At 66.2% G+C, this 25,592-nt stretch carries 21 protein-coding genes; 15 read left to right on the forward strand and 6 right to left on the reverse strand.

Annotated features, from left to right (window positions below):
* Positions 1 to 34 precede the first annotated feature (34 nt).
* Positions 35 to 442: a hypothetical protein gene (locus tag QX051_RS18680; RefSeq protein WP_315777138.1), complete on the reverse strand. Its 408-nt coding sequence runs from the start codon at positions 440 to 442 to the stop codon at positions 35 to 37.
* A 630-nt stretch (positions 443 to 1,072) separates the two neighbouring features.
* Between QX051_RS18680 and murJ the strand changes: the two genes are divergently transcribed.
* The 4 genes from murJ to QX051_RS18700 all read left to right on the forward strand — a co-directional run bounded on the left by murJ (position 1,073) and on the right by QX051_RS18700 (position 6,713).
* Positions 1,073 to 2,602, forward strand: a complete 1,530-nt coding sequence (murJ, locus tag QX051_RS18685) for a murein biosynthesis integral membrane protein MurJ (protein ID WP_315777139.1) — start codon at positions 1,073 to 1,075, stop codon at positions 2,600 to 2,602.
* Positions 2,603 to 2,752: 150 nt separating this feature from the next.
* Positions 2,753 to 5,062 carry a xanthine dehydrogenase family protein molybdopterin-binding subunit gene (locus QX051_RS18690; protein WP_315777140.1) on the forward strand — a complete coding sequence of 770 codons (2,310 nt, stop codon included), beginning with the start codon at positions 2,753 to 2,755 and terminating at the stop codon, positions 5,060 to 5,062.
* A gap of 130 nt (positions 5,063 to 5,192) precedes the next feature.
* Positions 5,193 to 5,642, forward strand: coding sequence for a cytochrome c (locus QX051_RS18695; RefSeq protein WP_315738876.1), 450 nt, complete (start codon positions 5,193 to 5,195; stop codon positions 5,640 to 5,642).
* Positions 5,643 to 5,792: 150 nt separating this feature from the next.
* Positions 5,793 to 6,713 carry a cytochrome c gene (locus tag QX051_RS18700; protein WP_315777141.1) on the forward strand — a complete coding sequence of 307 codons (921 nt, stop codon included), beginning with the start codon at positions 5,793 to 5,795 and terminating at the stop codon, positions 6,711 to 6,713.
* 26 nt (positions 6,714 to 6,739) lie between these two features.
* On the opposite strand, the gene QX051_RS18705 is transcribed toward QX051_RS18700, so the two are convergent.
* Positions 6,740 to 7,900, reverse strand: a complete 1,161-nt coding sequence (locus QX051_RS18705; protein ID WP_315738874.1) for an ABC transporter substrate-binding protein — start codon at positions 7,898 to 7,900, stop codon at positions 6,740 to 6,742.
* A 237-nt stretch (positions 7,901 to 8,137) separates the two neighbouring features.
* On the opposite strand from QX051_RS18705, the gene QX051_RS18710 reads away from it, so the two are divergent.
* Entirely contained in the window at positions 8,138 to 10,660 is a 2,523-nt protein-coding gene (locus QX051_RS18710) for an EAL domain-containing protein (RefSeq protein ID WP_315777142.1), read from the forward strand.
* Here the strand turns inward: QX051_RS18710 and QX051_RS18715 are convergent.
* Together QX051_RS18715 and QX051_RS18720 are read right to left on the reverse strand one after the other, a co-directional pair.
* Entirely contained in the window at positions 10,614 to 11,678 is a 1,065-nt protein-coding gene (locus tag QX051_RS18715) for a helix-turn-helix domain-containing protein (RefSeq protein WP_315777192.1), read from the reverse strand. The two genes, QX051_RS18710 and QX051_RS18715, sit on opposite strands and share 47 nt — an antisense overlap.
* Before the next feature lie 372 nt (positions 11,679 to 12,050).
* Positions 12,051 to 12,296, reverse strand: coding sequence for an Lrp/AsnC ligand binding domain-containing protein (locus QX051_RS18720; RefSeq protein ID WP_172112765.1), 246 nt, complete (start codon positions 12,294 to 12,296; stop codon positions 12,051 to 12,053).
* Between the two features lie 121 nt (positions 12,297 to 12,417).
* On the opposite strand from QX051_RS18720, the gene thiD reads away from it, so the two are divergent.
* Positions 12,418 to 13,218: a bifunctional hydroxymethylpyrimidine kinase/phosphomethylpyrimidine kinase gene (gene thiD, locus QX051_RS18725; protein WP_315777143.1), complete on the forward strand. Its 801-nt coding sequence runs from the start codon at positions 12,418 to 12,420 to the stop codon at positions 13,216 to 13,218.
* A 6-nt stretch (positions 13,219 to 13,224) separates the two neighbouring features.
* Here thiD and QX051_RS18730 read toward each other — a convergent pair whose 3' ends face one another.
* A complete protein-coding gene (locus tag QX051_RS18730) occupies positions 13,225 to 14,298 on the reverse strand; it encodes an AraC family transcriptional regulator (protein ID WP_315777144.1) in 1,074 nt (357 codons plus the stop codon).
* Between the two features lie 139 nt (positions 14,299 to 14,437).
* Here QX051_RS18730 and QX051_RS18735 point away from each other — a divergent pair, with 139 nt between their 5' ends.
* The 9 genes from QX051_RS18735 to QX051_RS18775 are packed head-to-tail and all read left to right on the forward strand — an operon-like array spanning position 14,438 to position 22,129.
* A complete protein-coding gene (locus QX051_RS18735) occupies positions 14,438 to 15,262 on the forward strand; it encodes an alpha/beta hydrolase (RefSeq protein ID WP_315777145.1) in 825 nt (274 codons plus the stop codon).
* Between the two features lie 15 nt (positions 15,263 to 15,277).
* On the forward strand, positions 15,278 to 15,790 hold the full coding sequence (locus QX051_RS18740) for a hypothetical protein (RefSeq protein WP_315777146.1): 513 nt from the start codon (positions 15,278 to 15,280) through the stop codon (positions 15,788 to 15,790).
* A gap of 28 nt (positions 15,791 to 15,818) precedes the next feature.
* Positions 15,819 to 16,463, forward strand: coding sequence for a hydrolase (locus tag QX051_RS18745; protein WP_315712755.1), 645 nt, complete (start codon positions 15,819 to 15,821; stop codon positions 16,461 to 16,463).
* A gap of 14 nt (positions 16,464 to 16,477) precedes the next feature.
* On the forward strand, positions 16,478 to 16,765 hold the full coding sequence (locus tag QX051_RS18750; protein WP_315758377.1) for a XapX domain-containing protein: 288 nt from the start codon (positions 16,478 to 16,480) through the stop codon (positions 16,763 to 16,765).
* Positions 16,762 to 18,639, forward strand: coding sequence for an amidohydrolase (locus tag QX051_RS18755; RefSeq protein WP_315777147.1), 1,878 nt, complete (start codon positions 16,762 to 16,764; stop codon positions 18,637 to 18,639). The genes QX051_RS18750 and QX051_RS18755 overlap by 4 nt, the downstream gene beginning before the upstream one ends.
* Before the next feature lies 1 nt (position 18,640).
* On the forward strand, positions 18,641 to 19,066 hold the full coding sequence (locus tag QX051_RS18760; RefSeq protein WP_315738866.1) for a DoxX family protein: 426 nt from the start codon (positions 18,641 to 18,643) through the stop codon (positions 19,064 to 19,066).
* 26 nt (positions 19,067 to 19,092) lie between these two features.
* On the forward strand, positions 19,093 to 19,983 hold the full coding sequence (locus QX051_RS18765) for a glyoxalase (protein ID WP_315738865.1): 891 nt from the start codon (positions 19,093 to 19,095) through the stop codon (positions 19,981 to 19,983).
* 30 nt (positions 19,984 to 20,013) lie between these two features.
* Positions 20,014 to 21,417, forward strand: coding sequence for an alginate export family protein (locus tag QX051_RS18770; protein WP_315777148.1), 1,404 nt, complete (start codon positions 20,014 to 20,016; stop codon positions 21,415 to 21,417).
* Between the two features lie 19 nt (positions 21,418 to 21,436).
* The gene (locus QX051_RS18775; protein ID WP_315777149.1) at positions 21,437 to 22,129 is read left to right on the forward strand and encodes a YoaK family protein; all 693 of its coding nucleotides are present in this window, start codon (positions 21,437 to 21,439) and stop codon (positions 22,127 to 22,129) included.
* Between the two features lie 8 nt (positions 22,130 to 22,137).
* Here the strand turns inward: QX051_RS18775 and QX051_RS18780 are convergent, their stop codons facing one another.
* Positions 22,138 to 25,461 (reverse strand): CHAT domain-containing protein, encoded by a 3,324-nt coding sequence (locus QX051_RS18780; RefSeq protein ID WP_315777150.1) that lies wholly within the window; start codon positions 25,459 to 25,461, stop codon positions 22,138 to 22,140.
* Positions 25,462 to 25,592 lie beyond the last annotated feature (131 nt).

Genomic DNA, 25,592 nt, shown 5'->3' on the forward strand with positions numbered 1-25,592 from the left:
CTCGGGTACGACGGGTCCGTCTTAGGTTGTGGGGTCAGCGAGGCGCCTCATCTTCAGTCCACCAACGCATCTGCTGCACCTTGCCGCTCCTCTCCAGTATCATCTGCAGGGCTCCAGCCAGACGGTCGACCGTGTCGGTTGTCGGAATCTTTTTCAGCAGTCGTCGAACGAAGGGATGCGAAGGCTCGATGAAACACAGAAACCCGTTCTCATGCTCCTGGTAGTGGCCGCATCCGAGCCAGATTGGAAATTCCGAATTTTCGAGATCGATTCGCCACCCCCAATCCTCTGGGGTCATACGCGAAACCGTGAAGTCGTGACGCGGCAACTCCTCGGACAAGAATTCCGCCAGGCGCTTCCCATACAGCCCCGGATTGACCAGTTCATCTTCGCCGGGCTCCGGCGGAAAGGCTGTCGAGACAAATTCGAGGTGAGTCTTCATTTAGCGAACGTACTTGGATTGTCGAGAGCATTCCAGCCAGCCCGTAGGGCGGATTAGCGGAGCGTAATCCGCCGTCATGCCACATTCGATATTGCGTGCCAGAACTGGTCGGGTGGCCACGTCCACACACTCGATCGGGATAGACTCTCACCATCATCGATTGTCCGCACTAGGCGCGGCGGATTACGCTCCGCTAATCCGCCCTACGGGCTGACGTTGGCATGAAGTGCAAGTGTCGGAACGCACAGCGCGCAGGGCGGATTGGCGCGGCTAAATCCGCCATCATGCAACCTTTGACATTGTCAGCCACAACTGATCGGGGGCCACGTCTATCCGACCTTTCCCCGCAATCCCGGCAAGAGCCCACGTCGTTCTGGGGACGCTGCACGACGTGGATGGCCGGGACAAGCCCGGCCATGACGACGTGGAAGCAGACGGGCGCGAAATGTAAGAGCGGCATATGCGAAAGCCTGCTGCGAGCGGGGAGGTTTCCAGCCGGCGCCCGCTGAAATCCTGGCAGCCGTTGCTCCAAGCGGGAACGGGCCGCGACAGGGCGCCGCATTTTGGCCGCACGCGGCAAGAACGGACGTTCCGCTTCAAACTCCCCGCCCAATGCTCTAGAAGCCCCCCATGCTCGGACGTATCTTCACGGTCGGCGGCTATACGCTGCTGTCTCGGCTCACCGGCTTTGCCCGCGACATCATGCTGGCGGCGATTCTCGGCGCTGGGCCGGTGGCGGATGCGTTTTTCATTGCGTTCCGGCTGCCCAACCATTTCCGGGCGATCTTCGCCGAGGGCGCGTTCAACGCCGCCTTCGTGCCGGCCTATGCGCATGTCCATGGCGAGAAGGGGCCGACCTCGGCGAGCCTGTTTGCCGACCGCATCTTCACGCTGCTGCTGGCCTCGCAGATCGTGCTCTTGATCCTGGCCTGGGTGTTCATGCCGCAGGCGATGACGATCCTGGCGCCCGGCTTCACCGACGATCCGGTGCAGCGGGACCTGGCGATCACGCTCACGCGGATCACCTTTCCCTATCTGCTGCTGATCACGCTGGTGACGCTGTATGGCGGCATGCTCAACGTGATGCAGCGCTTTGCCAGCGCTGCGGCTGCCTCGATCTTCCTCAACATCGCGATGATGGCGACGCTCGCGCTCGTGGTGTTCTTCCCGACCGCCGGCCATGCCGCGGCGTGGGGCGTGCTGATCTCCGGCTTCCTGCAATATGTCCTGCTCGCCGGCGATCTCGCCCGCCATGGCGGCCTGCCGCGCTTTGCGCCGCTCAAGCTCGACGATGACATCCGCGCCTTCTTCAAGGCGCTGGGGCCCGCCACGCTCGGCTCGATGGGCACGCAGGTCGCGATGTTCGCCGACACCATCATCGCGACGTTCCTGCCGGCCGGCGCGATCTCGGCGCTGTATTACGCCGATCGTCTCAACCAGCTGCCGATCGGCGTCATCGGCATCGCCATCGGCACCGTGCTGCTGCCGGAGATGTCGCGGCGGCTGACGGCGAATGACCAAGAGGGCGCCATGGAGCAGCAGCGCCGCGCCTTCGAGTTCACATTGCTGTTCTCGGTGCCGTTCGTCGCCGCCTTCCTCGCCGTGCCCGACGTCATCACGCGGGCGATGTTCGCCCGCGGCGCTTTCACCAAGGGCGATGCCGCGGCCGCCGGTGCGACGCTCGCTGCCTATGCCGTCGGGCTCATTCCGTTCGTGATGATTCGCAGCGCGGTCTCGACCTTCTACGCGCGCAAGGACACCGCCACACCGGTGAAGGCTTCGCTCACGGGGCTGACCGCCAACGTCGTGCTCAAGGTCCTGCTGATGGGCTCGCTCGCGCAGGTCGGTCTTGCGCTGGCGACAGCTGTCGGCGCGTGGATCAACCTGTTGCTGGTGCTCGGCTTCGCCGTGCACAAGGGTTATCTGCGTTTCGATCGGCGGCTCACCATGTCGCTGATGAAATTTGCCGGAACTGGCGCGGTGCTCGCGGCAACGTTGTGGGCGACGGCCTTCGTGGCATCGACCCATCTCGCATCGCTCGGCCGCATGCAGGATGAAGCCGTTCTCGGTCTGCTGATCATCGTCGGCGCCGTCATTTATGCGGGCGCCATTCTCGTTCTGTTCGGCCCGCGCTGGCTCAAGGCGCTGGTGCGGCGCTGAGGTTTGCGCTGCAGCATCGCTTGCTGGCATGCCTGCCGAGAGTTGACCGCGCGTGTTGCGGCGCCGGCCATATGGCGTTTGCGCGAGTCCTCGTTCCGCTGCAATATGCCGTCCAATAGTTGCGACAATGCAAGCGGGAAGTGAAACCAGATGGCAGCTCCAATCAAGTTCGGTGTCGGACAAGGCGTTCTCCGCAAAGAGGATGACGCGCTGATTCGCGGCAAGGGCCGCTACACCGACGATCTCGCGCCATCGTCCGCCCTGCATGCCCTGGTGCTGCGCTCGCCGCATGCCCATGCCGGGTTCACCATCGACGTCACCCAGGCGCGGCTCTTGCCGGGCGTGGCGCTGATTCTGACCGCCGCCGACACCGCGGAGCTCGGTGGGCTGCCCTGCCTGTTCAATCTCGAGACCGATCCGTTCACCGCGCCGCCTTATCCGATCCTCGCCAAGGACGAGGTGCGCCACGTCGGCGATGCCATCGCCTTCGTCGTTGCCGACACGCTCGATCACGCGCGCGACGCGCTGGAGGCGATCAAGGTCGAATGGACGACCTTGCCGGCAGTCACCGGCGTCGTGAATGCGATCAAGCCGGATGCGCCGCAGGTGTGGGCCGAGCACAAGGGCAACGTCCTGTTCGACGTTGCGATCGGCGACAAGGCCGCGGTCGAGGCCGCCTTTGCGAAAGCGCATGCGGTCGCCGAGATCCGCATCGTCAATCCGCGCGTGGTGGCGAGCTTCATGGAGACGCGCGCCGCGGTCTGCGAATACGACACCAAGCGCGACCATCTGACGCTGACGGCGGGCAGCCAGGGCAGCCACCGCCTGCGCGACATCCTCTGCCAGAACGTGCTGAAGATCCCGACCGAGAAGATGCGGGTGATCTGCCCCGATGTCGGCGGCGGCTTCGGCACAAAATTGTTTCCCTACCGGGAGTATGCGCTGCTCGCGGTCGCCGCGCAGCGGCTGCGTAAGTCGGTGCGCTGGGCCGCCGACCGCTCCGAGCATTTCATGGGCGACGCGCAGGGCCGCGACAACGTCACCACGGCGAAGATGGCGCTCGCCGAGGACGGCAAGTTCCTCGCGATGGACGTCGACCTGATGGGCGACATGGGCGCCTATCTCTCGACCTTCGCGCCCTATATCCCGCATGGCGGCGCCGGCATGCTGCCGGGGCTCTACGACATCCAGGCCTTCCACTGCCGGGTGCGCACGATCTTCACCCATACCGTGCCGGTCGACGCCTATCGCGGCGCGGGCCGCCCCGAGGCGGCTTATGTCATCGAGCGTCTGGTCGATGCCTGCGCACGCAAGCTCGACATGAGCGTCGATGCGATCAGGCGCAAGAACTTCATTCCGCCGCGCGCGCTGCCCTACAAGACCGCGACCGGCAAGGTCTACGATTCCGGCGACTTCAACGCGCATCTGAAGCGCGCGATGGAGATCGCGCAGTGGAAGGAGTTTCCGAAGCGCGCCAAGGCCGCCAAGAAGCACGGGCTGATCCGCGGCATCGGGCTCGCGAGCTATGTCGAGGTCTGCGGCACCATGGGCGAGGAGACCGCCAATGTGCGGCTCGATCCCAATGGTGACGTCACCATCCTGATCGGCACGCAGTCGAGCGGGCAGGGCCACCAGACCGCCTATGCCCAGATCGTCGCCGAGCAGTTCGGCCTGCCGCCGGAGCGCGTCCACATCCACCAGGGCGACACCCAGGAGATCGCGACCGGCCTCGGCACCGGCGGCTCGGCCTCGATCCCCTCGGGCGGCGTCAGCGTGCAGCGCGCCACCCATGAGCTCGGCGACAAGCTCAAGCAGATCGCCGCCGAAGCGCTCGAGGCCGGCCTCGGCGATCTCGAGATCGCCGACGGCGTGATCCGCGTCGCCGGCACCGACCGCGCGATCTCGTTCGCCGACCTCGCCAAGCGTCCGGGCACAGATCCCGCCAAGCTCAACGGCAGTGCCACCTTCGCCAGCGCCGACGGCACCTATCCGAACGGCACGCATGTGGCCGAGGTCGAGATCGATCCGGCGACCGGGATCATCAAAATCGTCAACTACGTCATCGTCGACGATTTCGGCGTGACGCTGAATCCGCTGCTGCTGGCCGGCCAGGTGCATGGCGGTGCGGTGCAGGGCATCGGTCAGGCGCTGATGGAGCAGGTGGTCTACAGCAACTCCGACGCTCAGCTCGTCACCGGCAGCTTCATGGACTACGCGCTGCCGCGCGCCGCCGACGCGCCGTCCTTTACCTTCGAGACCCACAACGTGCCCTGCAAGACCAATCCGATGGGTGTCAAGGGCGCGGGCGAGGCGGGCGCGATCGGCTCCTGCCCGGCTGTGGTCAATGCGATCGTCGAAGCGCTCTGGCGCGAGTACAAGATCGATCACATCGACATGCCGGCGACCCCGGAGCGCGTCTGGATCGCGATCCGGGAGCAGCATCGCCGTCATAGTCTCTGAGTACTCTCCCTCCGTAGCCTCTCCGATATCCGCCTCAATTCCGGAATAATCCGCGGGCTGAGGGGTTGATCTAACCGAGCGACCCGTTCAGGTGGGCTGGACGGGATTGTGACAACAAAGGAGCGAATTGATGAAGCGGACTGTCGTGGCTGTCGCAGCTTTGCTGCTAGGGGCGGGCGCCGTGATGGCACAGCAGGATCTGGTCAAGCATAGCCAGGACACGATGAAGGCCAACGCCAAGAACCTCGGCGGTGTTCTCATCGCCATGGTGAAGGGCGAGAAGCCGTACGACCAGGCCGCGGTCAATGCCGCTCTGGCGCAGCTCGACGAGACGGCCAAGAAGCTGCCGACGATGTATCCCGCCAGCGTCAAGGGCGCGAAGTTCGAGGGCGACTACAGCCCGTCGCCGAAGATCTGGGAAGACCATGCCGGCTTCAAGACCAAGATCGACAGCTTCGCCAAAGTGGTCACCGAGGCCAAGGCCAAGATCAAGGATCTCGACAGCCTGAAGGCGACCGCGCCGGCGATCGGCAAGGAGTGCGGCGGTTGCCACGAGACCTTCCGGCTCAAGGCCAGCTGACCTGATGTGATCTCATGCGAGGGGCGAACGCGTGCTGCGCGTTCGCCCCGTTTGTTTGTGCGCCCGAGCGTCCTGTCGTATCGATCGCCGCCGACGCCTTGGAGCTTGCGGCGAAAACCACGACATCCTCCCCGCCGTGACGGAGCGACCATGTTGCGACGCCTTCTGCTTGCTGTCTGTGTGCTCGGTGCCGCGGGCCTTGCGGTATTCTGGTGGCTGACGAGCCCGTCGACCGTGGTGCTCGCGGCGGCGACACGGGCGCCTGATCTCGCCAATGGCCAGGAGATGTTCAACATTGGCGGCTGCGCGTCATGCCATGCCGTCCCGAACCAGCCGGATCGACTGAAGCTCGGCGGCGGGCTGCCGCTGACCTCGCCGTTCGGCACGTTCTACGCGCCCAACATCTCGCCCGATCCCACCGACGGCATTGGGCGCTGGAGCGAGGCCGAGTTCGTCAATGCGGTGGTGAGGGGTGTGTCGCCGGGCGGCAGCCACTACTACCCGGCGTTTCCCTATGCCTCCTACGCGGCCGCGAAGATCGACGACGTCCGCGATCTCTTCGCCTACATGAAGACGCTGCCGCCGGTCGCCGGGGCCTCGCGCGCGCACGACATGCCATTCCCGTTCAACATCCGCCGCACCGTCGGGGTCTGGAAGCTCTTGTTCTTCGGCGACAAGCCCTTTGCCGCCAACGCCTCGCGCCCGGCGGAGTGGAATCGCGGCGCCTATCTGGTCAACACCTTCGGCCATTGCGCCGAATGCCACAGTCCGCGCAATGCGCTCGGCGGCATCGTCTCGGCGCAGCGTCTGGCGGGTGGGCCCGATCCGGAAGGTCAGGGCTTCGTGCCGAACATCACCCAGAAGGGCCTGTCGGACTGGAGCGAGAGCGACATCAGCTATTTCCTCGAGACCGGACAGCTGCCCGACGGCGACAGCGCCGGCGGCTCGATGGCGCGGGTGATCCGCAACACCTCGCAGCTCACGCCCGAGGATCGCAAGGCGATGGCGGTCTATCTGAAATCGCTGCCGCCGGTCGAAGGCCCGCCGAAGCCGAAGAAGCCCGCGGGCTGATCAGTTCGGCCGGTGCGCAACGCGGATCAGATCGGCTTGAAGCTGCCGTCGCTCTGGATCACCGTCAGCGACACCGGCGGTGGATTCTCCTTGCGCGCGTTGCCGAAGCTGACCACCAGCCCGCCGATGTCGAACTGGCCGACCTCGTTGATGATGCGCAGCAGCTCGGCGCGGGTCGGGTTAGGCCCGGTCATCGCCAGGGCGCGGGCCACCAGGCGGCCGGTGATGTAGCCCTCGAGCCCGATGAAGTCCGGCGTCTGGCTCGGATCGAGCGTCTTCATCGCGGCCTGATAGTCGGCGACGATGCGGAGGTCGGTGTCCCACGGAAACGGCACCACCTCGGAGACGATGACGCCGCGGCCTTCCGGGCCGAGCTCCTTGGCGAGCGCGTTGCCGCCGACGAAGGAGACCGCCGTGAAGGTCGGGTTGAAGCCGCTGCGATGCGCCATCTTGATGAACTCGGCGCACGGGCCGTAGGTGCCGACCAGGATCACCGCTTCCGGCTCCGCGCGCCGGATGACCTTGAGCGCCGCGCCGACCGCGCGCGTGTTGCGCTCGAACGTGCCTTCGGCCGCGAGCTCGAGGCCGCGGCGATCGAGATGTGTCTTCACGCCGGCCAGCACGTCGCGGCCGAACGCGTCATCCTGATAGAAGATCGCGATCCGGGTCAGGTGAAGCTCTTCGGTGAGGTACTTGATCGAGGCTTCTGCCTCGGCCGCGTAGCTCGCGCGGATGTTCACGATGTTCTGGAATTCGGGCGCCCGCAGGAATTCGGCGCCCGAGATCGGCCCGATGAAGGGGACGTCGTTCGACGCCGCGATCGGAGCGGTGGCCATCGCGGTCGGCGTGCCGACGGCGCCGATCAGCGCGAACACCTTATCCTCGTAGATCAGCTTGATGGTCTCGACCACCGAACGATCGGGATCGTAGCCGTCGTTGCGGCTCGCCAGCTTGAGCCTGCGTCCGTAGACGCCGCCCTTGGCGTTGAGCTCGTTGAAGGCCGCCAGCAGTCCCTGGCGCGCCGCCTGGCCCAGCGCGGCCGACGGGCCTTCCAGCGCCGCCACCTGGCCGAACATGATGGAGTCGTTGGTGACGCCGAGCTCGTCGGCGCGCGCAGGCCCGGGCGGGAGCACGCCGGCGATCAGGATGAGAACTATGGAGATCCGAAGGCTTGAAAACCAGTTCATTGCGATCTTCGATGCACGGGTACGCTGGATGACAACTCAGTCTAGGCGTGTTGAATGAAGACCTCGCTAAGGACGTGGCCCGCGCTTGATCGCGTTTTGGGCGGCCCTCAACAGTCAGCCGTTAACCAAGCCCCGGTTTCTGGTACTCCACAACGGATCATCTTTGACCGTCCTTAACTTACCGCGGCCAGCATCGGCCCCATCGTGGTGAGGGGCAGCCGTTTGGCGGGGGCCATATTGCAGGTTGAAGAGTACAGCGCACCGACGCTGCCGGAAAAGGATGATGCTCGCAGCGGTAGCGGGCGGGAGAGGCTGCGCGCGTCGTTATCGCGATACCGCCTTTATCGCCCTGCGATCATCGCGGCATGCGTCGGCGTCGTGCTGTCGGTCGTCGGGACGGTTGCCGTGGGACGCTGGGAAAACCGGCTGGCGCGCACCGATTTCGAAGGTGTGGCCGAAGCCCAGGCGATCCTGGTCCAGAACGGCGTCAACGAATATGTCAGCCGGCTGACCGCGCTGCGCACCCGCTTCGAATCCGCCAACGACGACATCACCCGCAGCGAGTACCAGACCTTCAGCGCGCGCCTGTTCGAGGCGCATCGCGGCATGCTCCGCCTGGCGTGGCTGCCGCGGATCAAGCGCAAGGAGCGCGGCGAATACGAGGCGGCGGCGATCACCGATGGCGTTCCCGCCTTTCGCATCAAGTCCTATCCCGACGGCACGGTGGCGCCGGAGAGCGACGAATACTATCCGGTCTACTTCTCCACCGAGGCGAAGACGTCGCCGGTCTACGGCCTCGATTATTGGAGCATTCCCGACCATCGCGCCGTGCTGGAGCAGTCGCGCGACTACGACGTGATCGGCGCGCTGCGCACGCGTCAGAACCTGATCAATCAGAACGAGCGCAACAACGCCGTGATGATCGGCATCCCCGTCTACGCCAAGGGGACGTCGCGCACGACGGTCGCCGACCGCCGGCGCAATCTCAGCGGCTTCATCATCGGCGTGTTCGACCTGCCGACGCTGCTGCAGTCGGTGCGCGCGAACAATCCCAACAGTCCGGCGCTTGCGATCAACCTTCTGCCGCCCGAACGCGTGATCAACGCCTCCGGCGTGGACCCGCAGCGCTGGCCCGCGGACCCCAGCATCTGGTCGACGACCTTGCGCATCGGCGATGCCGACTGGGTGTTCCAGGCGGCGCCCGCCGGCGGCAGCCTGATGGCGAGCCACAATCGCGCGCTGGCGCTGTATGCGGCCGGCATGGCGACGACGATCTTCCTCGCCGTGTATCTCGCGCTGTCGAGCCGCAACGCCCTGCAGCTCGCGCTCGCCAATCGCCGCGTGCTCGAGCTGGCGCAGACCGACGCGCTGACGGGCCTCGCGAACCGCGCCTTCTTCCTCGAGGAGATGGAGCGCATCAACGACGAGAAGAGCGGCCGCTTCACCGTTTTCCTGCTCGACCTCGACCGCTTCAAGAACGTCAACGATTCACTCGGTCATGGCGCCGGCGACGAGCTGCTGGTGCAGGTCGCGCAGCGGCTGAGATCGCAACTGCGCGACGAGGACGTGCTGGCCCGGCTCGGCGGCGACGAGTTCGCCCTGATCCAGGCCGGATCCGCCGACCAGCGCGCCGCCGCGATCGAGCTTGCGCAGCGCATCACCAAGCTGATCGCCGAGCCGTTCCAGCTCGCCGGGCAACGGGTCGAGATCGGCACCAGCATCGGCATCTCGCTCGCGCCCCAGCACGGCCGCGACCAGGAGCACCTGCTCAAGAAGGCCGATCTCGCGCTCTACCGCTCGAAATCCGCCGGCCGCAGCTGCTACACGCTCTACGACGATGCGATGTCGGCCGAGCTCGAGGCGCGCAACACGCTCGAGGGCGATCTGCGCGACGCCATCGCGCAGTGCCAGTTCGAGGTGCACTATCAGCCGTTCTACGACGCCGAGACGCGCGAGCGCCGCGGCGTCGAGGCGCTGGTGCGCTGGCGTCATCCGGTCAAGGGGCTGGTGCCGCCGGACAAGTTCATCCCGCTTGCGGAGTCGACCGGCCTGATCGTGCCGCTCGGCGAATGGATCATCGGGCGCGCCTGCGACGACGCCACCGCATGGCCCGACGACGTCAAGATCGCCGTCAATCTGTCGCCCGTCCAGTTCAAGCAGGCGGAGCTGTTCGACGTCATCCAGTCGGCGCTCGCGAGGTCCGGCCTCGATCCGAAGCGTCTCGAGATCGAGATCACGGAGTCGGTGCTGCTGGAGCGCGCGGCCGAGAACGAGAGCTTCATCGACAGGCTGAAGGGTCTCGGCATCTCGCTGGCGCTCGACGATTTCGGCACCGGCTATTCGTCGCTGCGCTCGCTAACGGCGTTCCCGTTCAACAAGATCAAGATCGACAAGTCCTTCGTCGCCAATCTGAGCGTGCGCAACGAAAGTGCCGCCGTCATCTCCTCGGTCGTGACGCTGGCGCGGGGGCTTGGCATCCAGATCACCGCCGAAGGCGTCGAGACCGAAGAGCAGCTGGTGCAACTGCGCTCGCTCGGCGTCAACTTCGCGCAAGGTTATCTGCTGGGCCGGCCGATGCCGGTCGAGCAGCTCGAGCAGCATCTGGAGATCGCACGCCCTGCGTCCGAGGCCGACGAGCCGCAGCCGGCCGAAGACGCATCTGAGGGCGACGCAACCGAGGACGACGATCCGCACTCGGCGGCCGTCGTCGCGCTCATTCCCCGGTCCGGGGCGCTGCTATCCCTCGCATCCAACGGCTGAGCGGCGAGGCGGTTTCGGCGTCCGCGTCGACCGACAGGCGTGGCGAGCCCAGCATGGCGGCCTCGCGCGCGGCGCTCGGCGTGATGCCGTAGGCGGTCTTGAACAGCCGCGTGAAATGCGCATCGGTACCGAGCTGCCAGCGCCGCGCGACCTCGCTGATGCGCAACGCCCGCGATCCGGTTCCCGCGAGATCGAAGAACGCACGGTGCAGTCGGCGGCGGCGGATGTAGTCGGCGATGCCGCCGATCGGCGAGAACAGGCGGTAGAGCGAAGCGCGCGACAGACCGAAATGCAGCGCCACCGCGTCTGCGCTGAGCTCTGGGCTCGACAGTTGCGATTCGATATATTGGCGGACGCGGAGCAGCGAGGCGTCCGGCGTCACGCTGCGGTCGGCATCGCGGCGTTCGAGCTCGCCGCGCAGGCAGGCCGAGATCAGCGCGATCGTGCCCTCGACCACGGCCTGGCACTCGTCGAAACTCATGCGCGGCGCATAGTCGAGCAGTGCGCCGAAATGCCGCGCCAACAGCGGCGCCAGCGCGCCGCTGCGCGGCAGCACCAGGCCGTGCAGGTCGTCGACCTGCAGCAGGCGCGCATCGAACATCGGACGCGGCACCACCAACGTGACGTTCTCGAACGGGGTCGCGCGCGTTTCGAGTGTCTGGGCGAGATCGAGCACGCAGAGGTCGCCTGCCTCGACCCGGATCGGCGAGGCGCCAGCGACGCCCTCATAGCTGCCGTTCACGTAGAGCTGCAGGATGATGTGATCCACGCCGCTGCGGGCGACGGTCTCGGCCGATCGCCGGAACCGCTGGCCGCTCGCACGGGCCGATCCGAGCAGGACGGAGCCAAGCGCGTAGGACAGGACGTCCGCCCGGAACGGAGCGGCCTCGCCGGCCGCGAGCTCGTCGACCTCGAAGAACGTCGACGTGGCCTCACGCCACGCGGCAATGTTGGTCTCGGTGTCCATCTGCTCGGCGGAAAAGCCATAGCTCGGCAGCAGGGACGAAACGGCTTTGATCTCACTCTTCACACGGCGCCGCAGTCATTCTTGAGTTTTCGTCTCAACTTCTTGATCGACCGTATCGGATCGGTCGCCCGCCTTGACCCGATGCTCCGCGCACCGGTTATAGACGCCTATCGCCAAGTTGCCCGAAAGGAAAGCCGGGCCGTTCGACGGTCCCCCCATGACCCCTCGCGATCGAAAGGTCCGGCTTTTCAGCCTGCTGACACGCACTGGCGGACACGGGCCTCCGGCCGCCCCCCGTCTTTCATGACGAAACCATGCTTGACCCATTTTCAGGACCTCGGCGCCCGTCGGTCACGACGGGCGCCTTTGTCGTGAGGCAGGCGGCCGACGGGCAGGTCGTCCCGGGCTTGGACGAGCTCGTCGCTAGGTGGCGCCGAAGGCCTTGAACGTGATGATGGTGTGGGTGTCCTGAATGCCCGGCAGCACCTGGACCTTCTCGTTCACGAAGTGGCCGATGTCGGTGGCATTGTCGACGTAGAACTTCACCAGCAGGTCATAATTTCCCGCCGTCGAGTAGATCTCGGAGGCGATCTCGGCTTCCGCCAGCGCATTGGCGACCGTGTAGGACTGGCCAAGCTTGCACTTGATCTGGACGAAGAAGGGAACCATTGCGGGCTGTCTCCGGAAGGCATCTTTCGCCTCAATATAGCGTTTTCCGGCGAAGTCGATACGCTTTCTCCGGTGGCCGGGCCTGCTTGCCGGGCGCGGCCGGCCCGCGCTAGGAAGGGGCATGAGCACCCCCGTCGCACTCACCATCGCCGGTTCGGATTCCTCCGGGGGAGCCGGTATCCAGGCCGACCTCAAGACCTTCGCGGCGCTCGGCGTCTATGGCGCCTCGGTGCTGACGGCGCTGACCGCCCAGAACACCAAGGGCGTGACCGGGGTGCACCTGGTGCCCCCCGATTTCGTCACCGCGCAGATCGATGCGGTGTTCGACGACCTCGCCGTCGGCGCGGTCAAGATCGGCATGGTGGCGCAGGCGCCGATTGCCGACGCCATTGCCGCAAGCCTTGCGCGCTGGACGCCGTCACACGTGGTGCTCGATCCGGTGATGGTGGCGACGTCGGGTGCCCGGCTGTTGCCGGAGGATGCGATCGACGCGCTGCGCCGCGGGCTGATCCCGCGGGCGTCGCTGATCACGCCGAACCTGCCCGAGGCGGCCGCGCTGCTGGACGAGCCGGTCGCGACCTCGGACGAGGCGATCGCGGCGCAAGGCCGCCGGCTGCTCGCGCTCGGCTGTCCGGCCGTGCTGATCAAGGGCGGCCACGGGCAGGGCACGGACAGCACCGACTATCTGATCACCGCGGATGGCTGCATCGCATTGGCGTCACCGCGCGTTGCGACGAAGAATACCCACGGCACGGGGTGTTCGCTGTCGTCGGCCGTGGCCGCAGGGCTGGCGAAGGGCGAGAGCCTCGAGGCGGCCGTGCGCAATGCCAAGGCCTTCATCTCCGGTGCCATCGCGGCGGCCGATCGCTTCACCGTCGGGCATGGCCACGGCCCGGTGCATCATCTGTACCGGTTCTACTGATTGAGATCACCCGATGCTGGTTCGAGCCGTGCGCATCAGCCGCGCGGCGGCGATCTCCTGCTGATGTCCCCCCATCACGCGGGCGCGATATTCGCCTGGTGATTCGCCGAACCAGCGATTGGATGCGCGGAAGAAGGTGCTCTGGTCGGCATAGCCGAGCAGATAGCCGATGTCGGTGAGCGTCATGCGGAAATCGGCGAGATGGCGCTGGGCGAGCTCGCGCCTGACATCGTCGACGAGATCACTGAAGGAGAGGCCTTCATCGGCGAGCCGGCGCTGGAAGGTGCGATCGCTCAAGCCGAGCTCGGCGGCAATGGCCGAGCGCAACGGGCTGCCGTCGGGCAGCAGCTTGGCAATCGCGGTGCGGGCGCGATGCGCGGTGTCGGTCTTGACCAGGCGCTCCAGCGCCTCGTCGGCGATCCGATCGTGGATTGCCGAAAGCTCGGGCGCCGAGGTCGTCAGCTTGCAGGCGAGATCCTGATCCGACACCAGAAAGCCGTTGAAGGGCGCATCGAATTCGAGCGGGGACTGGAACGCCCTGTTGTAGGACGCAATCGACAACGGCACAGCGTGCGAGAAGCGGGTGGCGAGCGGCGTCAAGCGACGATCCAGCATCCACCGGCATAGATTGAGCAGATTGACGACGCCGTAGTCGTAGCGCTGCCGCGGAATCGGGCATTCACCACCGAACACGTCGGTCCGCACCCAGCGGCCGCCATTGCCCTGCTCGAGCGTGATGGTGACGGCGTCACTTACCAGGCACATGTAGCGGATCAGGCGCGTCAGCCCGGCGAGAAGCGTGGGGCTCGACATCATGGCGTAGCCGGCGACGCCATAGTTGTCAGGCCGCGGCGCATCGAGCTTGGCGAGCCCGATGTCCGGATTGCCCGAACGCTCCGCCGCCAGCACCCACAACCGGCTCAGTGCCTCGGTCGGCCAGCGGCGATCGCAATCGTCGAGATCGTCGATCGACAGGCCGACCTCGGCGAACAGCGCGGCCGCATCCAGACCTTGCTCGTTCAGTGTCGTCGCGACGCCGCGCATCCAGGACGACGATGTGGTTCGAATCTGCTGAGCCATCCCTTGGCCTTCTGGAGCCAGTGCTTTGGCCTCCTCGGGTCATTGTGCAGATGCACATGAGATTGCATAGCACCGGGCATTGGCGATCGCGACACGAAATTCGTTGTGCGACCGCATGGCTGGCGCGCAGGAGAAAATCATGCCCGTTCTGAAAACCAATGACGGCACAGAGATTTACTACAAGGATTGGGGCTTCGGCCAGCCGATCGTGTTCAGCCATGGTTGGCCGCTGTCAGCGGATGATTGGGATGCGCAGATGCTGTTTTTCCTCAATCACGGCTTTCGCGTCGTCGCCCATGACCGCCGCGGCCATGGCCGCTCGGCCCAGGTCGCCGACGGCCACGACATGGACCATTATGCCGACGATCTCGCGGCATTGACCGCGCATCTCGATCTCAAGAGCGCGATCCATGTCGGCCATTCCACGGGCGGTGGTGAGGTGGTGCATTACCTCGCGCGCCATGGCGAGAGCCGCGCGGCCAAGGCTGCCATCATCGCCGCGGTGCCGCCGCTGATGGTGCAGACCGCGGCCAATCCGGGCGGGCTGCCGAAGTCGGTGTTCGACGACTTCCAGACCCAGGTCGCCACGCGCCGCGCGGAGTTCTATCGCGACGTCGCCGCTGGGCCGTTCTACGGCTACAACAAGCCCGGCGCCAAGCCGTCCGAGGCCGTGATCCAGAACTGGTGGCGCCAGGGCATGATGGGCAGCGCCAAGGCGCATTACGACGGCGTCGTCGCGTTCTCGCAGACCGACTTCACCGAGGATCTCAAGAAGATCACGCTGCCCGTGCTGGTCATGCACAGCGAGGACGACCAGATCGTGCCTTACGCGGATTCGGCGCCGCTGTCGGCCAGGCTGCTGAAGAACGGCGTGCTGAAGACCTACACGGGCTTTCCGCACGGCATGCCGACCACGGAGGCGGAGACCATCAACGCCGACCTGCTGTCCTTCATCAAGAGCTGATCAGAGGAGGCTTGCATGACCTGGGGAATTCCGACGGCCCTGTTTCTTCAGATCCACGTGGTGCTGAGCCTGATCGGAATCGCGACCGGGCTCGTCATGCTCGCCGGCATGCTGGCAGGCCGCCATCTGGCGGCCTGGGCGGCGCTATTCCTGGTCACGACCTTCCTCACCGGCGTGACCGGCTTTCCGCTGCCGCCGTTCGGTCTCGACCCGCCGCGCATCATCGGCATCATCCTGCTCACGCTGTTGATTGCGGCCAGCGCCGCTCTCTATGCGTTCGCGCTGTCGGGATGGTGGCGACGGGTCTACGTCGTCACCGCGCTGCTCTCGCTCTATCTCAACGTCTTCGTCGCGATCGTGCAGTCGTTCCAGAAGATCGGCGTGCTCAATGTCCTGGCGCCGACGCAGAGCGAGCCGCCGTTCGCCGCAGCTCAGCTCGTCACGCTCGCTGTGTTCATTGCTTTCGGTGTCTTCTCGTGGCGGCGTTTCGCGCCCACCCCGCTGGCGCCGCGAGCTTCTCTCACCTGATCGATTCGGCCCTTCAAGGAGAAACCTCGTGTCCAAGCTCGAAATGCTGACCCCGCAGAACTGCGCCGTGGCGCTGATCGACTATCAGCCCGCGATGTATCAGGGCGTGCAGTCGCACGATCGCCTCGGCGTCTTCAACAACATCCAGATCGTCGCCAAGGCGGCCAAGCTGTTCAAGATCCCGACCGTGCTCACCACGGTCGCCAAGGACTCGTTCTCCGGTCCGTTCATGCCGGAGGTGACCGAGCTGTTTCCGGAGCACGACATCGTTGACCGCACGGCGATGAACTCCTGGCTCGACGCCGGCTTCCGCAAGCAGGTCGCCGCGACCGGCCGCAAGAAGTTCATCATCGCGGGACTCTGGACCGAGGCCTGTGTGCTGTTCCCGACGCTCGACATGCTGCGCGAAGGCTATGAGATCTACATCCCGGCCGATGCCTGCGGCGACCTGTCTCTCGAAGCGCACAACCGGGCGATGGATCGCGCGGTGCAGGCCGGCGCGGTGCCGATCACCTCGTGCCAGTTCGCCTTCGAGCTGCAGCAGGACTGGGCGCGTGCCGAGACCTATGACGGCATGATGGAGATCCTCAAGGCGCATTCGCCCTACGGCATCCAGATCCGCTTCTCGAAGTGGGCGCTCGGCGAGCACGCCTCGGAAGGCGGCGCAAAGTAACCCTGGGACGAGCGATGAAGATCTATCTGTTCTCGCTCGGGGCGGGTCTGTTGGTCGGCGTGATCTACAGCCTGCTTCAGGTCCGCTCGCCGGCGCCGCCGCTGGTGGCGCTGGTCGGCCTGCTCGGAATTCTCGTCGGAGAGCAGGTGATCCCCGTGGGCAAGCAGCTCCTGAACGGCACCACGCTTGCTGCCGCGTGGCAGAAGGCGGCCTGCGCCACGCACATCTTCGGCATGCTGCCCGGCCATCACGGCCGGGCAGACACAACCATCGCTTCGGCGCGAGACGAGAAGACCTCATGACCGATCATCCCGACCTCATCCTGCATCGCGGCTTGTTCACGACGCTGGATCGCTCCAACCCGCAGGCGAGTGCTGTCGCGATCAAGGACGGCGTGTTCACCGCGGTCGGCCGTGAGCAGGACGTCATGAAGCTCGCTGGCTCGGCGACGAAGATCATCGACCTGAAGGGCCGGCGCGCGCTGCCGGGCCTGATCGACAATCACCTGCACATCATCCGCGGCGGTCTCAACTTCAACATGGAGCTGCGCTGGGACGGCGTGCGGTCGCTCGCTGACGCAATGGCGATGCTGAAGGCGCAGGTCGCGATCACGCCGCCGCCGCAATGGGTGCGCGTGGTCGGCGGCTTCACCGAGCACCAGTTCGCCGAGAAGCGCTTGCCGACCATCGACGAGCTCAACGCGGTCGCGCCGGACACGCCGGTGTTCCTGCTGCATCTGTATGATCGCGCCATTCTCAACGGCGCCGCGCTACGCGCCGTCGGCTACGACAAGGACACGCCAGAGCCGCCCGGCGGCGAGATCGCGCGCGATGTCCAGGGCAATCCGACCGGATTGCTGCTCGCGAAGCCGAACGCCGCGATCCTCTATGCGACGCTCGCAAAGGGCCCCAAGCTGCCGTTCGACTATCAGCTCAACTCCACGCGCCATTTCATGCGCGAGCTGAATCGGCTCGGCGTCACCGGCGCCATCGATGCCGGCGGCGGCTTCCAGAACTATCCGGACGACTATGCCGTGATCCAGAAGCTCGCCGATGACGGCCAGCTCACGATCCGGCTCGCCTACAATCTGTTCACGCAGAAGCCGAAGGGCGAGAAGGACGACTTCCTGCGTTGGACGCAGAGCTCGTCCTACAAGCAGGGCAACGACTATTTCCGCCACAACGGCGCCGGCGAGATGCTGGTGTTCTCTGCCGCGGATTTCGAGGATTTTCGCGTACCGCGGCCGGACATGCCGGCCGAGATGGAAGGCGAGCTCGAGGAGGTCGTGCGCATCCTGGTCCAGAACAGGTGGCCGTGGCGGCTGCACGCGACCTATGACGAGACCATCTCGCGCGCGCTCGACGTGTTCGAGAAGGTGAATCAGGATACCCCGCTCGACGGGCTGCACTGGTTCTTCGATCATGCCGAGACCATCTCGGACCAGTCGATCGACCGTATCGCCGCGCTCGGCGGTGGCATCGCCGTGCAGCACCGCATGGCCTATCAGGGCGAGTATTTCGTCGAGCGCTACGGCTTTGGCGCGGCGGAGGCGACGCCACCGGTGAAGACGATGCTCGACAAGGGCGTCAAGGTCTCCGCCGGCACCGATGCGACGCGCGTCGCCTCCTACAATCCGTGGGTCTCGCTGTCCTGGCTGGTGACCGGCCGCACCGTCGGCGGCCTGCGACTGTATCCGCAGCGCAACTGCCTCGATCGCGAGACGGCGCTTCGGATGTGGACCGAGAACGTCACCTGGTTCTCCAACGAAGAAGGCAGGAAGGGCCGCATTGCGGTCGGGCAGTTCGCCGATTTGATCGTGCCGGATCGCGACTTCTTCTCCTGTGCGGAGGCCGAGATCGCCGACATCACCAGCGACCTCACCATGGTCGGTGGCCGCATCGTCTACGCAGCCGCCGCGTTCAAGCCGCTGGATGACGCCGCTCCGCCGCCGGCGATGCCCGAATGGTCGCCGGTGCGCCGCTTCGGCGGCTATGGCGCCTGGCTGGAAAAGGGCGACGATGGCACCGTCCGCGCCCAGGCGATGCAGATGTGCGGCTGCACCAGCGCGTGCGGCATGCATGGCCACGACCACGCGCGGGCATGGTCCTCCAGCCTGCCGGTCTCCGATCTCAAGAGCTTCTGGGGCGCGCTCGGCTGCGCCTGCTGGGCGGTCTGAGATGGCGGGGATGTCCGACACGCCGCGGCCGATCGCCGCGGTGCTCGACTGGCGCTGGCTGTGGCCCGCGGCGCGGGTCGCGCTGGTTTCAGCCTATCTGATCGGCGGCGTCCAGAAGTTCATGGACTTCCCAAGCGCCATCGCTGAGCAGGCGCATTTCGGCCTGCAGCCGGCGGCGCTGTGGGCGTCGGCCGCGATCGCCGTCGAGCTGATCGGCTCGGTGCTCGTCATCGCGAACAGGTTCGTCTGGCTCGGCTCCGGCGCGCTCGGTGTGCTCACGCTCGTTGCGATGCTCACCGCCAATGATTTCTGGCACATGGCCGGCCATGAGCGCTTCATGGCGCTGAACGCCTTCTTCGAGCATCTCGGCCTGATCGCCGGCCTCGTGCTCGTCTCGATCATCTCCTGGCGCGCGCGCCGCGCTTGATCCACATCTGCTCATTCGAGGTCGTCATGGTCCGTTCCCGTCATCTGCTCGGTGCCGTCATTGCCACCACGCTGCTCGCCGCGCCCGCTCTCGCCAAGGACGCGGCGCCGCTGATCGGCGTGGGCGCGCAATACGACACCACGCATGTCTATGTCGCGCCCGACGACGTCGAGAAGTTCGCTACCTCTTTCCTCGCCACCTTCGGCGGCCTGAGCACCAAGCAGGTGGTTGCGACGGTGACGCCTGCTCCGAGCAGCACGACCTCGCAGCTGCTGCAGACGCCGGTCGGGACCGTCTCGCTGTTCGGCTTCAAGACACCAATCCCGTACCCATTCGGCGCCGAGCGCACCGGTTATCTCGTCACCGATCTGGACGCGGCGATCAAGGCGGCCAGGACCGCCGGCGCCGACGTGGTGGTTGCGCCGTTTCCCGATCCGATCGGCCGTGATGCGGTGATCCAGTGGCCGGGCGGCGTCAACATGCAATTGTATTGGCACACGACGAAGCCGTCCTACGCGGCGTTCCAGACCGTTCCCGACAACCGCGTCTATGTTTCGCCCGATCGCGTCGAGGCCTTCACGCGCGCCTTCCTGCGCTTCTCCAAGGGCAAGGTCGTCTCTGAGGACCCCAAGGCGCCTGGGGTCGAGATCGGTCGTCCCAACGATCACTATCGGCGCCTCCGCATCGAGTCGGTGTTCGGGCGGATGACCGTGCTCGTGACCGACGGCCATCTGCCATATCCGTTCGGGCGCGAGATGACCGGCTACGAGGTCGCCGATCTCAAGGCGACCCTCGACAAGGCGAAAGCAACAGGCGCGACCGTGCTGGTCGAACCCTTCACCTCGGATAAGCGCGAACAGGCGGTGGTGCAGTTTCCCGGCGGCTATGTCGCGGAGATTCATGCGCCGTCGAAGTAGGGTATTGCTGCGATTCCCGAGAGGTGACGGATGGCGCGGGTCCTGAGAAAGACGGTGGTCGCGAGCGCGCTGCTCGGCGCGCTATGTGCGGCCACGTCAGCTCTCGCCGAGGACAACGCCTCACGTCCGGCGATCCGTACCAACCGCTGGCAGGAGGACTGGTCGGTGCTCGCCGATCCCGCGCTGCGCACGGCGCCATCAGATCCGATCAAGTACATCCCGCTGCAGCAGGATCATCCGCAGAGCTACGTCTCGTTCGGCATGAACCTGCGCGAGCGGTTCGAGAGCCTGGATGCCGCGAGCTTCGGCATCGGTGGAACGAAACCCGATCAGCATGTCCTGCAACGGCTGCAGATCCATGCCGACGCACATCTCAACGAGCACTGGCAGCTGTTCGTCCAGCTGGAGGACGACCGTGCCTTCGGCAAGGCCAAGATCACGTCCGTCGACCAGGACCCGCTCGACCTCCGGCTCGCCTTCCTCGCCTATGTCAATGCGACGGAGAAGGGCACCTTCAAGGCCCGGGTCGGGCGCCAGGATTTCGACTTCGACCTGCAGCGCTTCGTCTCGTCGCGCGACGGGCCGAACGTGCGCCAGTCCTTCGACGCGCTGTGGGCCGACTGGGAAAGCGGCCCATGGCGCTTCATCGGGTTCGTCAGCCAGCCGGTGCAATACAATCTGGTGCGCCCGTTCGACGATACGTCGAACGGATCGTTCCTGTTCCACACCTTCCGAATCGAGCGCCAGGTGCTCGGCACCAACGAGCTGTCGTCGTATTATTCCTACTATCAGCGTGACAATGCGCGCTTCCTCGACGCAGCGGGTGCCGAGCAGCGCCACGTGCTCGACATCCGCTTCGCCGGCAAGCTGGCGGGCTTCGACTGGGATCTCGAGGCGATGGGGCAGGCGGGCTCGGTCGGGACGAAGCAGATCCGCGCCTGGGGCGCCGGGGCGCGCGCCGGCTACACCTTCGCCGATTTGGCTTGGCAGCCGCGCATCGGCCTTCAGCTCGACGGCGCCTCCGGCGACCGCCATCCCGGCGACAGCAGGATCGAGACCTTCAATCCGCTGTTCCCGAACGGCTATTACTTCACGCTCGCGGGCTTCACCGGCTACACCAACCTGGTCCACCTCAAGCCGTCGCTGACGGTGAAACCCGCGACCGATCTGTCGTTCATGGCGGCCATCGGCCTGCAATGGCGCGCGACGACGGCGGACGCGATCTACGTCCAGCCCAATGTCGCAGTGGTCGGCACGGCCGGGCGGGGCAGCGCATGGTCCGGCGTCTACGCGCAGCTGCGCGCCGACTATCGCTTCAGCGCCAATCTCACCGGCGCGCTGGAAGCCGTGCACTACAAGATCGGTGATGCGCTGCGCCGCGCCGGCGGCCACGATAGCGATTACATCGGCATCGAGCTGAAATACGCGCTCTGAACAACGAAGGTAGGACCACATGTCGCAATTCGTGTCACGCAACGTTGTGCCGCTGCTGCTCAGCGTCAATGCCGGCTATGTCGACACGGCCGGCTTCCTGGCGCTGCAGGGCCTGTTCACGGCGCACGTCACCGGCAACTTCGTGACGCTCGGCGCGGCGCTGGCGCTCGGGACCTCGGGCGCGGTCGCCAAGCTGCTGGCGCTTCCGGTGTTCTGCGTGGTCGTGATCGCGACACGCCTGACCGGCACCTTGCTGTCGCGGCGGGGGGCGCGCGCCTTCGAGATCCTTGTCGCGGTCAAGCTCGTGCTGCTGATCCTCGGCGCCGCGCTCGCGGTGCATTTCGGCGCGTTCCATGATGGCGACAGCCGCGAGGCGATCATCACCGGCATGGTGCTGGTCGCGGCGATGGCGATCCAGAACGCCGTGCACCGGATCCATCTGCCGACCGCGCCGCCCTCGACCCTGATGACCGGCACCACGACGCAGGTGATGATCGATCTCGCCGACAGGATCTATGTCGGTGACAAGGGCCAGGCGCCGCCGCCCGCGCGGCTCATGCAGATGGCCATCAACGTGCTCGCCTTTGCGCTCGGCTGCGGCGGCGCCGCGCTGCTGTTCGTGCGCCTGGGCAGCTGGTGCTTCGTCGTGCCACCGGTCGTTGCCGCGCTGGCTCTCGTCGTGCGTCTCGCCGGGCCGGAGCCGGCGCGCTGAGGACGCTGTCAGGTGCCGGTGCCGAGCGCCGGCTGCACGTTCGGCGCGGGGGTCGTCGGCGGCAACCGCGGCAGTGATGGCGCGACCTGGGTGTCGCCGTCGCAATGGACCGCGTAGAGCAGTCCGAGCGGGTTGCCGTGCTCGCGGAGAAATTCCCGGCGCAGGCTGAGGAACGTCTCACCCAGCGGTACGCCGTCGAGAAAGCTTTCGAAGAAGCGCTTCGCCCAGGCCGTGGCGAAGATCGCCGGCGTCTTGCATTCCGTTCCAACCACGCCGCGCGCGCCCTTGGCCATGAAATACGGCACGAAGCCGTCGTAGAACGCCGGCGACAATTCGGCCGACTCGCAGGCGTTGATGAAGACGAGGGGATTGCCGGGAAGCAGCTTGCTGGTCGGGGCGTCCAAGCTGAGCTCGCCCAGCGTGATGCCGGCATCGGTCAGCACCAGGCTGGAGCCGTCGGGACCGCCGGGATCGTCGAGGCCGGTCGCCCGGGCGTGACAATAGAGGTAGAGGATCTGGTCGTTGGTGGTCTCGTCGGCCAGCGCCTTGACCAGCTCCTTGCTGGTCGTGCGCGAGACCACGTGGACGTTGCGGCGTGCCGCCTTCTCCGCGACCCAGAAGCGCTGCTGCTGGGCGACGAGGTCGGCGCCCATCTGCCGGTCGATGTTGTCGTTGACGTTGACGCTGATGCTGAGTTCGGGCTTGTCGCTGGGGATCAGGCAGTCGGAGATGCGCGGCGTGTTCTGCATCGGGATCTGCTCGATCACGTGGCGCATGCCGATGAAATTGTCCCAGTCGAGCTTGGCGCCGGCCGAAGCATCGCCGACATAGAGCAGGCCCCACGGCACCGTGGTCGCCTCCGCCACGATCTGCAGCTTCAGCCGCCTGGAGCGGTCGCTGGTCAGCTTGCGCAGGAATTCGCCGATGTCCTTGGAATCCTGCGCGGCGGCGGGGCCGAAGAACAGCTTCGTGAACAGCGCCGCTCCCGCGCGCGCCATGATCTTGAGCGCGGCGTCGCGGTCGGCATCGGCGATGTCGATCCCGCTCTGGAAGACGAAGCTGCCGGCCGCGTTCTGATAGGTCACGACCTTCATGAACTCCTGACGCGCGATCTCGATCGACTTGGCGAGGTAGTCCGGCAGCAACGGCAGCCGGGCGCGCACCGTGACGGGCTTCCAGACGAGACAGTCGTAACCGCCCGCGATCGGCATGATCGACAGGCCGACGTCGCGGGGATTGAGCACGCTGGCGGAGGAATAGGGCCGGCCATGCGCGCCCTCGACGCGGGGCGAGGGCGCTGCGCCGACATCGATGACGAGGTCCATCTGCTGGACGAAATTGCCGTCCTTGTGGACCGTCGCCCGCAGCGCCGACGGGCCGAATTTCTTCGGCGACAGGTCGAACCGCGCCTTGTTGCGCGACTTGCCTGTGCGCGGCAGCCGCAGCGGGCGGCTCTTGTCCGACAGCTCGAAATCGTCGCTGTCGAGCTGGATGGTCAAGGTGACATCGGACGTCCCTTCCGGGAACAGTTGCTCGTCGGCGAGCGGCACCGACGAGACGCCGCTCTGCTGGATGTCGACGTCGAAAGCAAAGGTGTACCACTGGCCCGGCTTCAACGGCGCATCGAGATCCTCGAAGCCGGCGTTGATCCAGCGCCGCTCGCCGGGCGGATAGGCTTTGCGGTTCTCGAACGGGGGTGGCTGCGCGACCGGCGGCGCCGGCACCCATTGCGGATATTGCAGCTGAACCTGCTGCTGCTGGTCTTCCTGCTGCCGTTGCTGCTGCTGATGCTGACCCTGACCCTGCTCCCGCTGCTGCTGCTCGCGTTGCTGCCGCTGGGCCGGCTCGACCTGCTGCTGATCCTGCTTCTGCACCTGCTCCGAAGTCCGCTCGAACGTCCGCTGCCGCCAGAGCTGCTGATCGAAGTGGCGGATGTCGCTGCCGAGCAGCCCGCCGCCCAGGCCGGGTTGCGGCTTGACGGCTGCGGGTGCAGCCAGGATCGCAGCCCAGAAAGCGTGCGCCACTTCGGGGTGGGCGATGTCGCTGTGAGCGCCGGCCGCGCCGCCGCCGTTCCGGATGATGCGGCTCGCCTCGATGTTGTAGACCCGGCCGCTGCCGAAATTGTAGCTGAAACCGACATCCTGGATCGGCATGTCGACGATCCCCAGGGGATGCGTGCCGCGGACGCCGAAGCTGCCGATGGCGCCGTACAGCGGATAGTCGGTATCGAGCAGGTATTGCTGCTTGAGCCGCGCTCCGAGCGGGTAGAACCATCCGTTGGCCCGGTCGTAGCTCGAGCGGGTGGTCACGAAGGCGCCGCGCACGAGCCCCTTGAGCAACGTGCGCCGGAAGTAGCCCTGCGCCGGCGCGGCCTGCGGAATGCTCTCGGCATAGCACCACAGCGACAGCGCACCCTGGACCAGGAACATCGTCTCGACCGGTCGCGGCAGCGCGCGGCCGTCGGGCGTGCCGGCGACGGCCGCCGACACGACGATGCAGCCGAAGCTGTGGCCCATCAGGTGAACCCGGGCCGTGGGCGCCGCCTGCTGCAGTCTGACGAGGACATCATGAGCGCCGGCCTCGCCGAACTGACGCGCGCGATCCTTCATCTTCCAGAACGACAGGATGCGGAGCGGCGCCAGCAGCGCGTCGCGCAGATCATCGCCGAGGCCCAGCGTCCCGGCGGTTGCGTCGGCCGGCGCGCTCCGCACCTCGCTCACGATCACGGACGGATCGAACCGGTCCTGCTCGGCGCCGGGGCGTCCGCTCGCATCGCCCATCGCAAGGCCGGCCGCGGCGAACAGCCTGAGATAGGCATCGCGCATCGCGTCCGGCAACGTGGCCGCCGCCGGCGCAATGCGCGCCTGCTCGAGGATCGAGCGGATGTCGGCGCGTGCCGCCGGGGTGTCGGCAATGCGGGCCGCATAGCGTTCCACCTCCGCCTCGAGCGATGCCGCCGACGTGTCGGCGGACAGCAACCCGCCGCCGCCCGATGGCAGCGTCTCGTCTCCGAACGGCAGGCTCGGCCAGTGCAGTCCGATGATGACGGGGGCAAAGCCGGGACGCTGCCGCGCGGCGGCGAGCCGATCCGCTTCGAGCGCCGCCATGGCGGCAAGCCAGCGATCATACTGTTCGATCGCCGCAGGGACATCGCCCATCCAGCCATGGCTCAGCAGAAGAATATCGGTGACCGCCCCGCCCAGCGTCTGGAGGCGGTTCACCACCATCTCGCTCGCGAGCGAACCGTCGGCCTCTCGCCGCTCCTGCCCCGTCGCGTCGAAGGCGATGAGCACGTATTGCAGGTCTGAGCCTGGTACCTGACGGACGGGCATGCGCGCCTCGCAATATGACCATGTCGGCACCTGCTGTGGTGCTTGGTTGCCGACCCTAACAATTTCTTATTATGCGTGTGTTGTATTTAGCCGAGTTCATCGAGTCAACGCGATGACGTGAGGCTGCAACC

It is taken from the genome of Bradyrhizobium sp. SZCCHNR1053 (genome assembly GCF_032381235.1).
Taxonomy (GTDB): Bacteria; Pseudomonadota; Alphaproteobacteria; order Rhizobiales; family Xanthobacteraceae; genus Bradyrhizobium.

Excerpts from the sequence above, each read along its gene's own strand:
- QX051_RS18705 (WP_315738874.1), bottom strand. The coding sequence starts at position 7,900 with ATGAACTGGTTTTCAAGCCTTCGGATCTCCATAGTTCTCATCCTGATC.
- QX051_RS18765 (WP_315738865.1), top strand. The coding sequence starts at position 19,093 with ATGGTCCGTTCCCGTCATCTGCTCGGTGCCGTCATTGCCACCACGCTG.
- QX051_RS18770 (WP_315777148.1), top strand. The coding sequence starts at position 20,014 with ATGGCGCGGGTCCTGAGAAAGACGGTGGTCGCGAGCGCGCTGCTCGGC.
- murJ (WP_315777139.1), top strand. The coding sequence starts at position 1,073 with ATGCTCGGACGTATCTTCACGGTCGGCGGCTATACGCTGCTGTCTCGG.
- QX051_RS18690 (WP_315777140.1), top strand. The coding sequence starts at position 2,753 with ATGGCAGCTCCAATCAAGTTCGGTGTCGGACAAGGCGTTCTCCGCAAA.
- QX051_RS18695 (WP_315738876.1), top strand. The coding sequence starts at position 5,193 with ATGAAGCGGACTGTCGTGGCTGTCGCAGCTTTGCTGCTAGGGGCGGGC.
- QX051_RS18730 (WP_315777144.1), bottom strand. The coding sequence starts at position 14,298 with ATGGCTCAGCAGATTCGAACCACATCGTCGTCCTGGATGCGCGGCGTC.
- QX051_RS18750 (WP_315758377.1), top strand. The coding sequence starts at position 16,478 with ATGAAGATCTATCTGTTCTCGCTCGGGGCGGGTCTGTTGGTCGGCGTG.
- thiD (WP_315777143.1), top strand. The coding sequence starts at position 12,418 with ATGAGCACCCCCGTCGCACTCACCATCGCCGGTTCGGATTCCTCCGGG.
- QX051_RS18780 (WP_315777150.1), bottom strand. The coding sequence starts at position 25,461 with ATGCCCGTCCGTCAGGTACCAGGCTCAGACCTGCAATACGTGCTCATC.
- QX051_RS18735 (WP_315777145.1), top strand. The coding sequence starts at position 14,438 with ATGCCCGTTCTGAAAACCAATGACGGCACAGAGATTTACTACAAGGAT.
- QX051_RS18775 (WP_315777149.1), top strand. The coding sequence starts at position 21,437 with ATGTCGCAATTCGTGTCACGCAACGTTGTGCCGCTGCTGCTCAGCGTC.
- QX051_RS18680 (WP_315777138.1), bottom strand. The coding sequence starts at position 442 with ATGAAGACTCACCTCGAATTTGTCTCGACAGCCTTTCCGCCGGAGCCC.
- QX051_RS18740 (WP_315777146.1), top strand. The coding sequence starts at position 15,278 with ATGACCTGGGGAATTCCGACGGCCCTGTTTCTTCAGATCCACGTGGTG.
- QX051_RS18755 (WP_315777147.1), top strand. The coding sequence starts at position 16,762 with ATGACCGATCATCCCGACCTCATCCTGCATCGCGGCTTGTTCACGACG.
- QX051_RS18720 (WP_172112765.1), bottom strand. The coding sequence starts at position 12,296 with ATGGTTCCCTTCTTCGTCCAGATCAAGTGCAAGCTTGGCCAGTCCTAC.
- QX051_RS18700 (WP_315777141.1), top strand. The coding sequence starts at position 5,793 with ATGTTGCGACGCCTTCTGCTTGCTGTCTGTGTGCTCGGTGCCGCGGGC.
- QX051_RS18760 (WP_315738866.1), top strand. The coding sequence starts at position 18,641 with ATGGCGGGGATGTCCGACACGCCGCGGCCGATCGCCGCGGTGCTCGAC.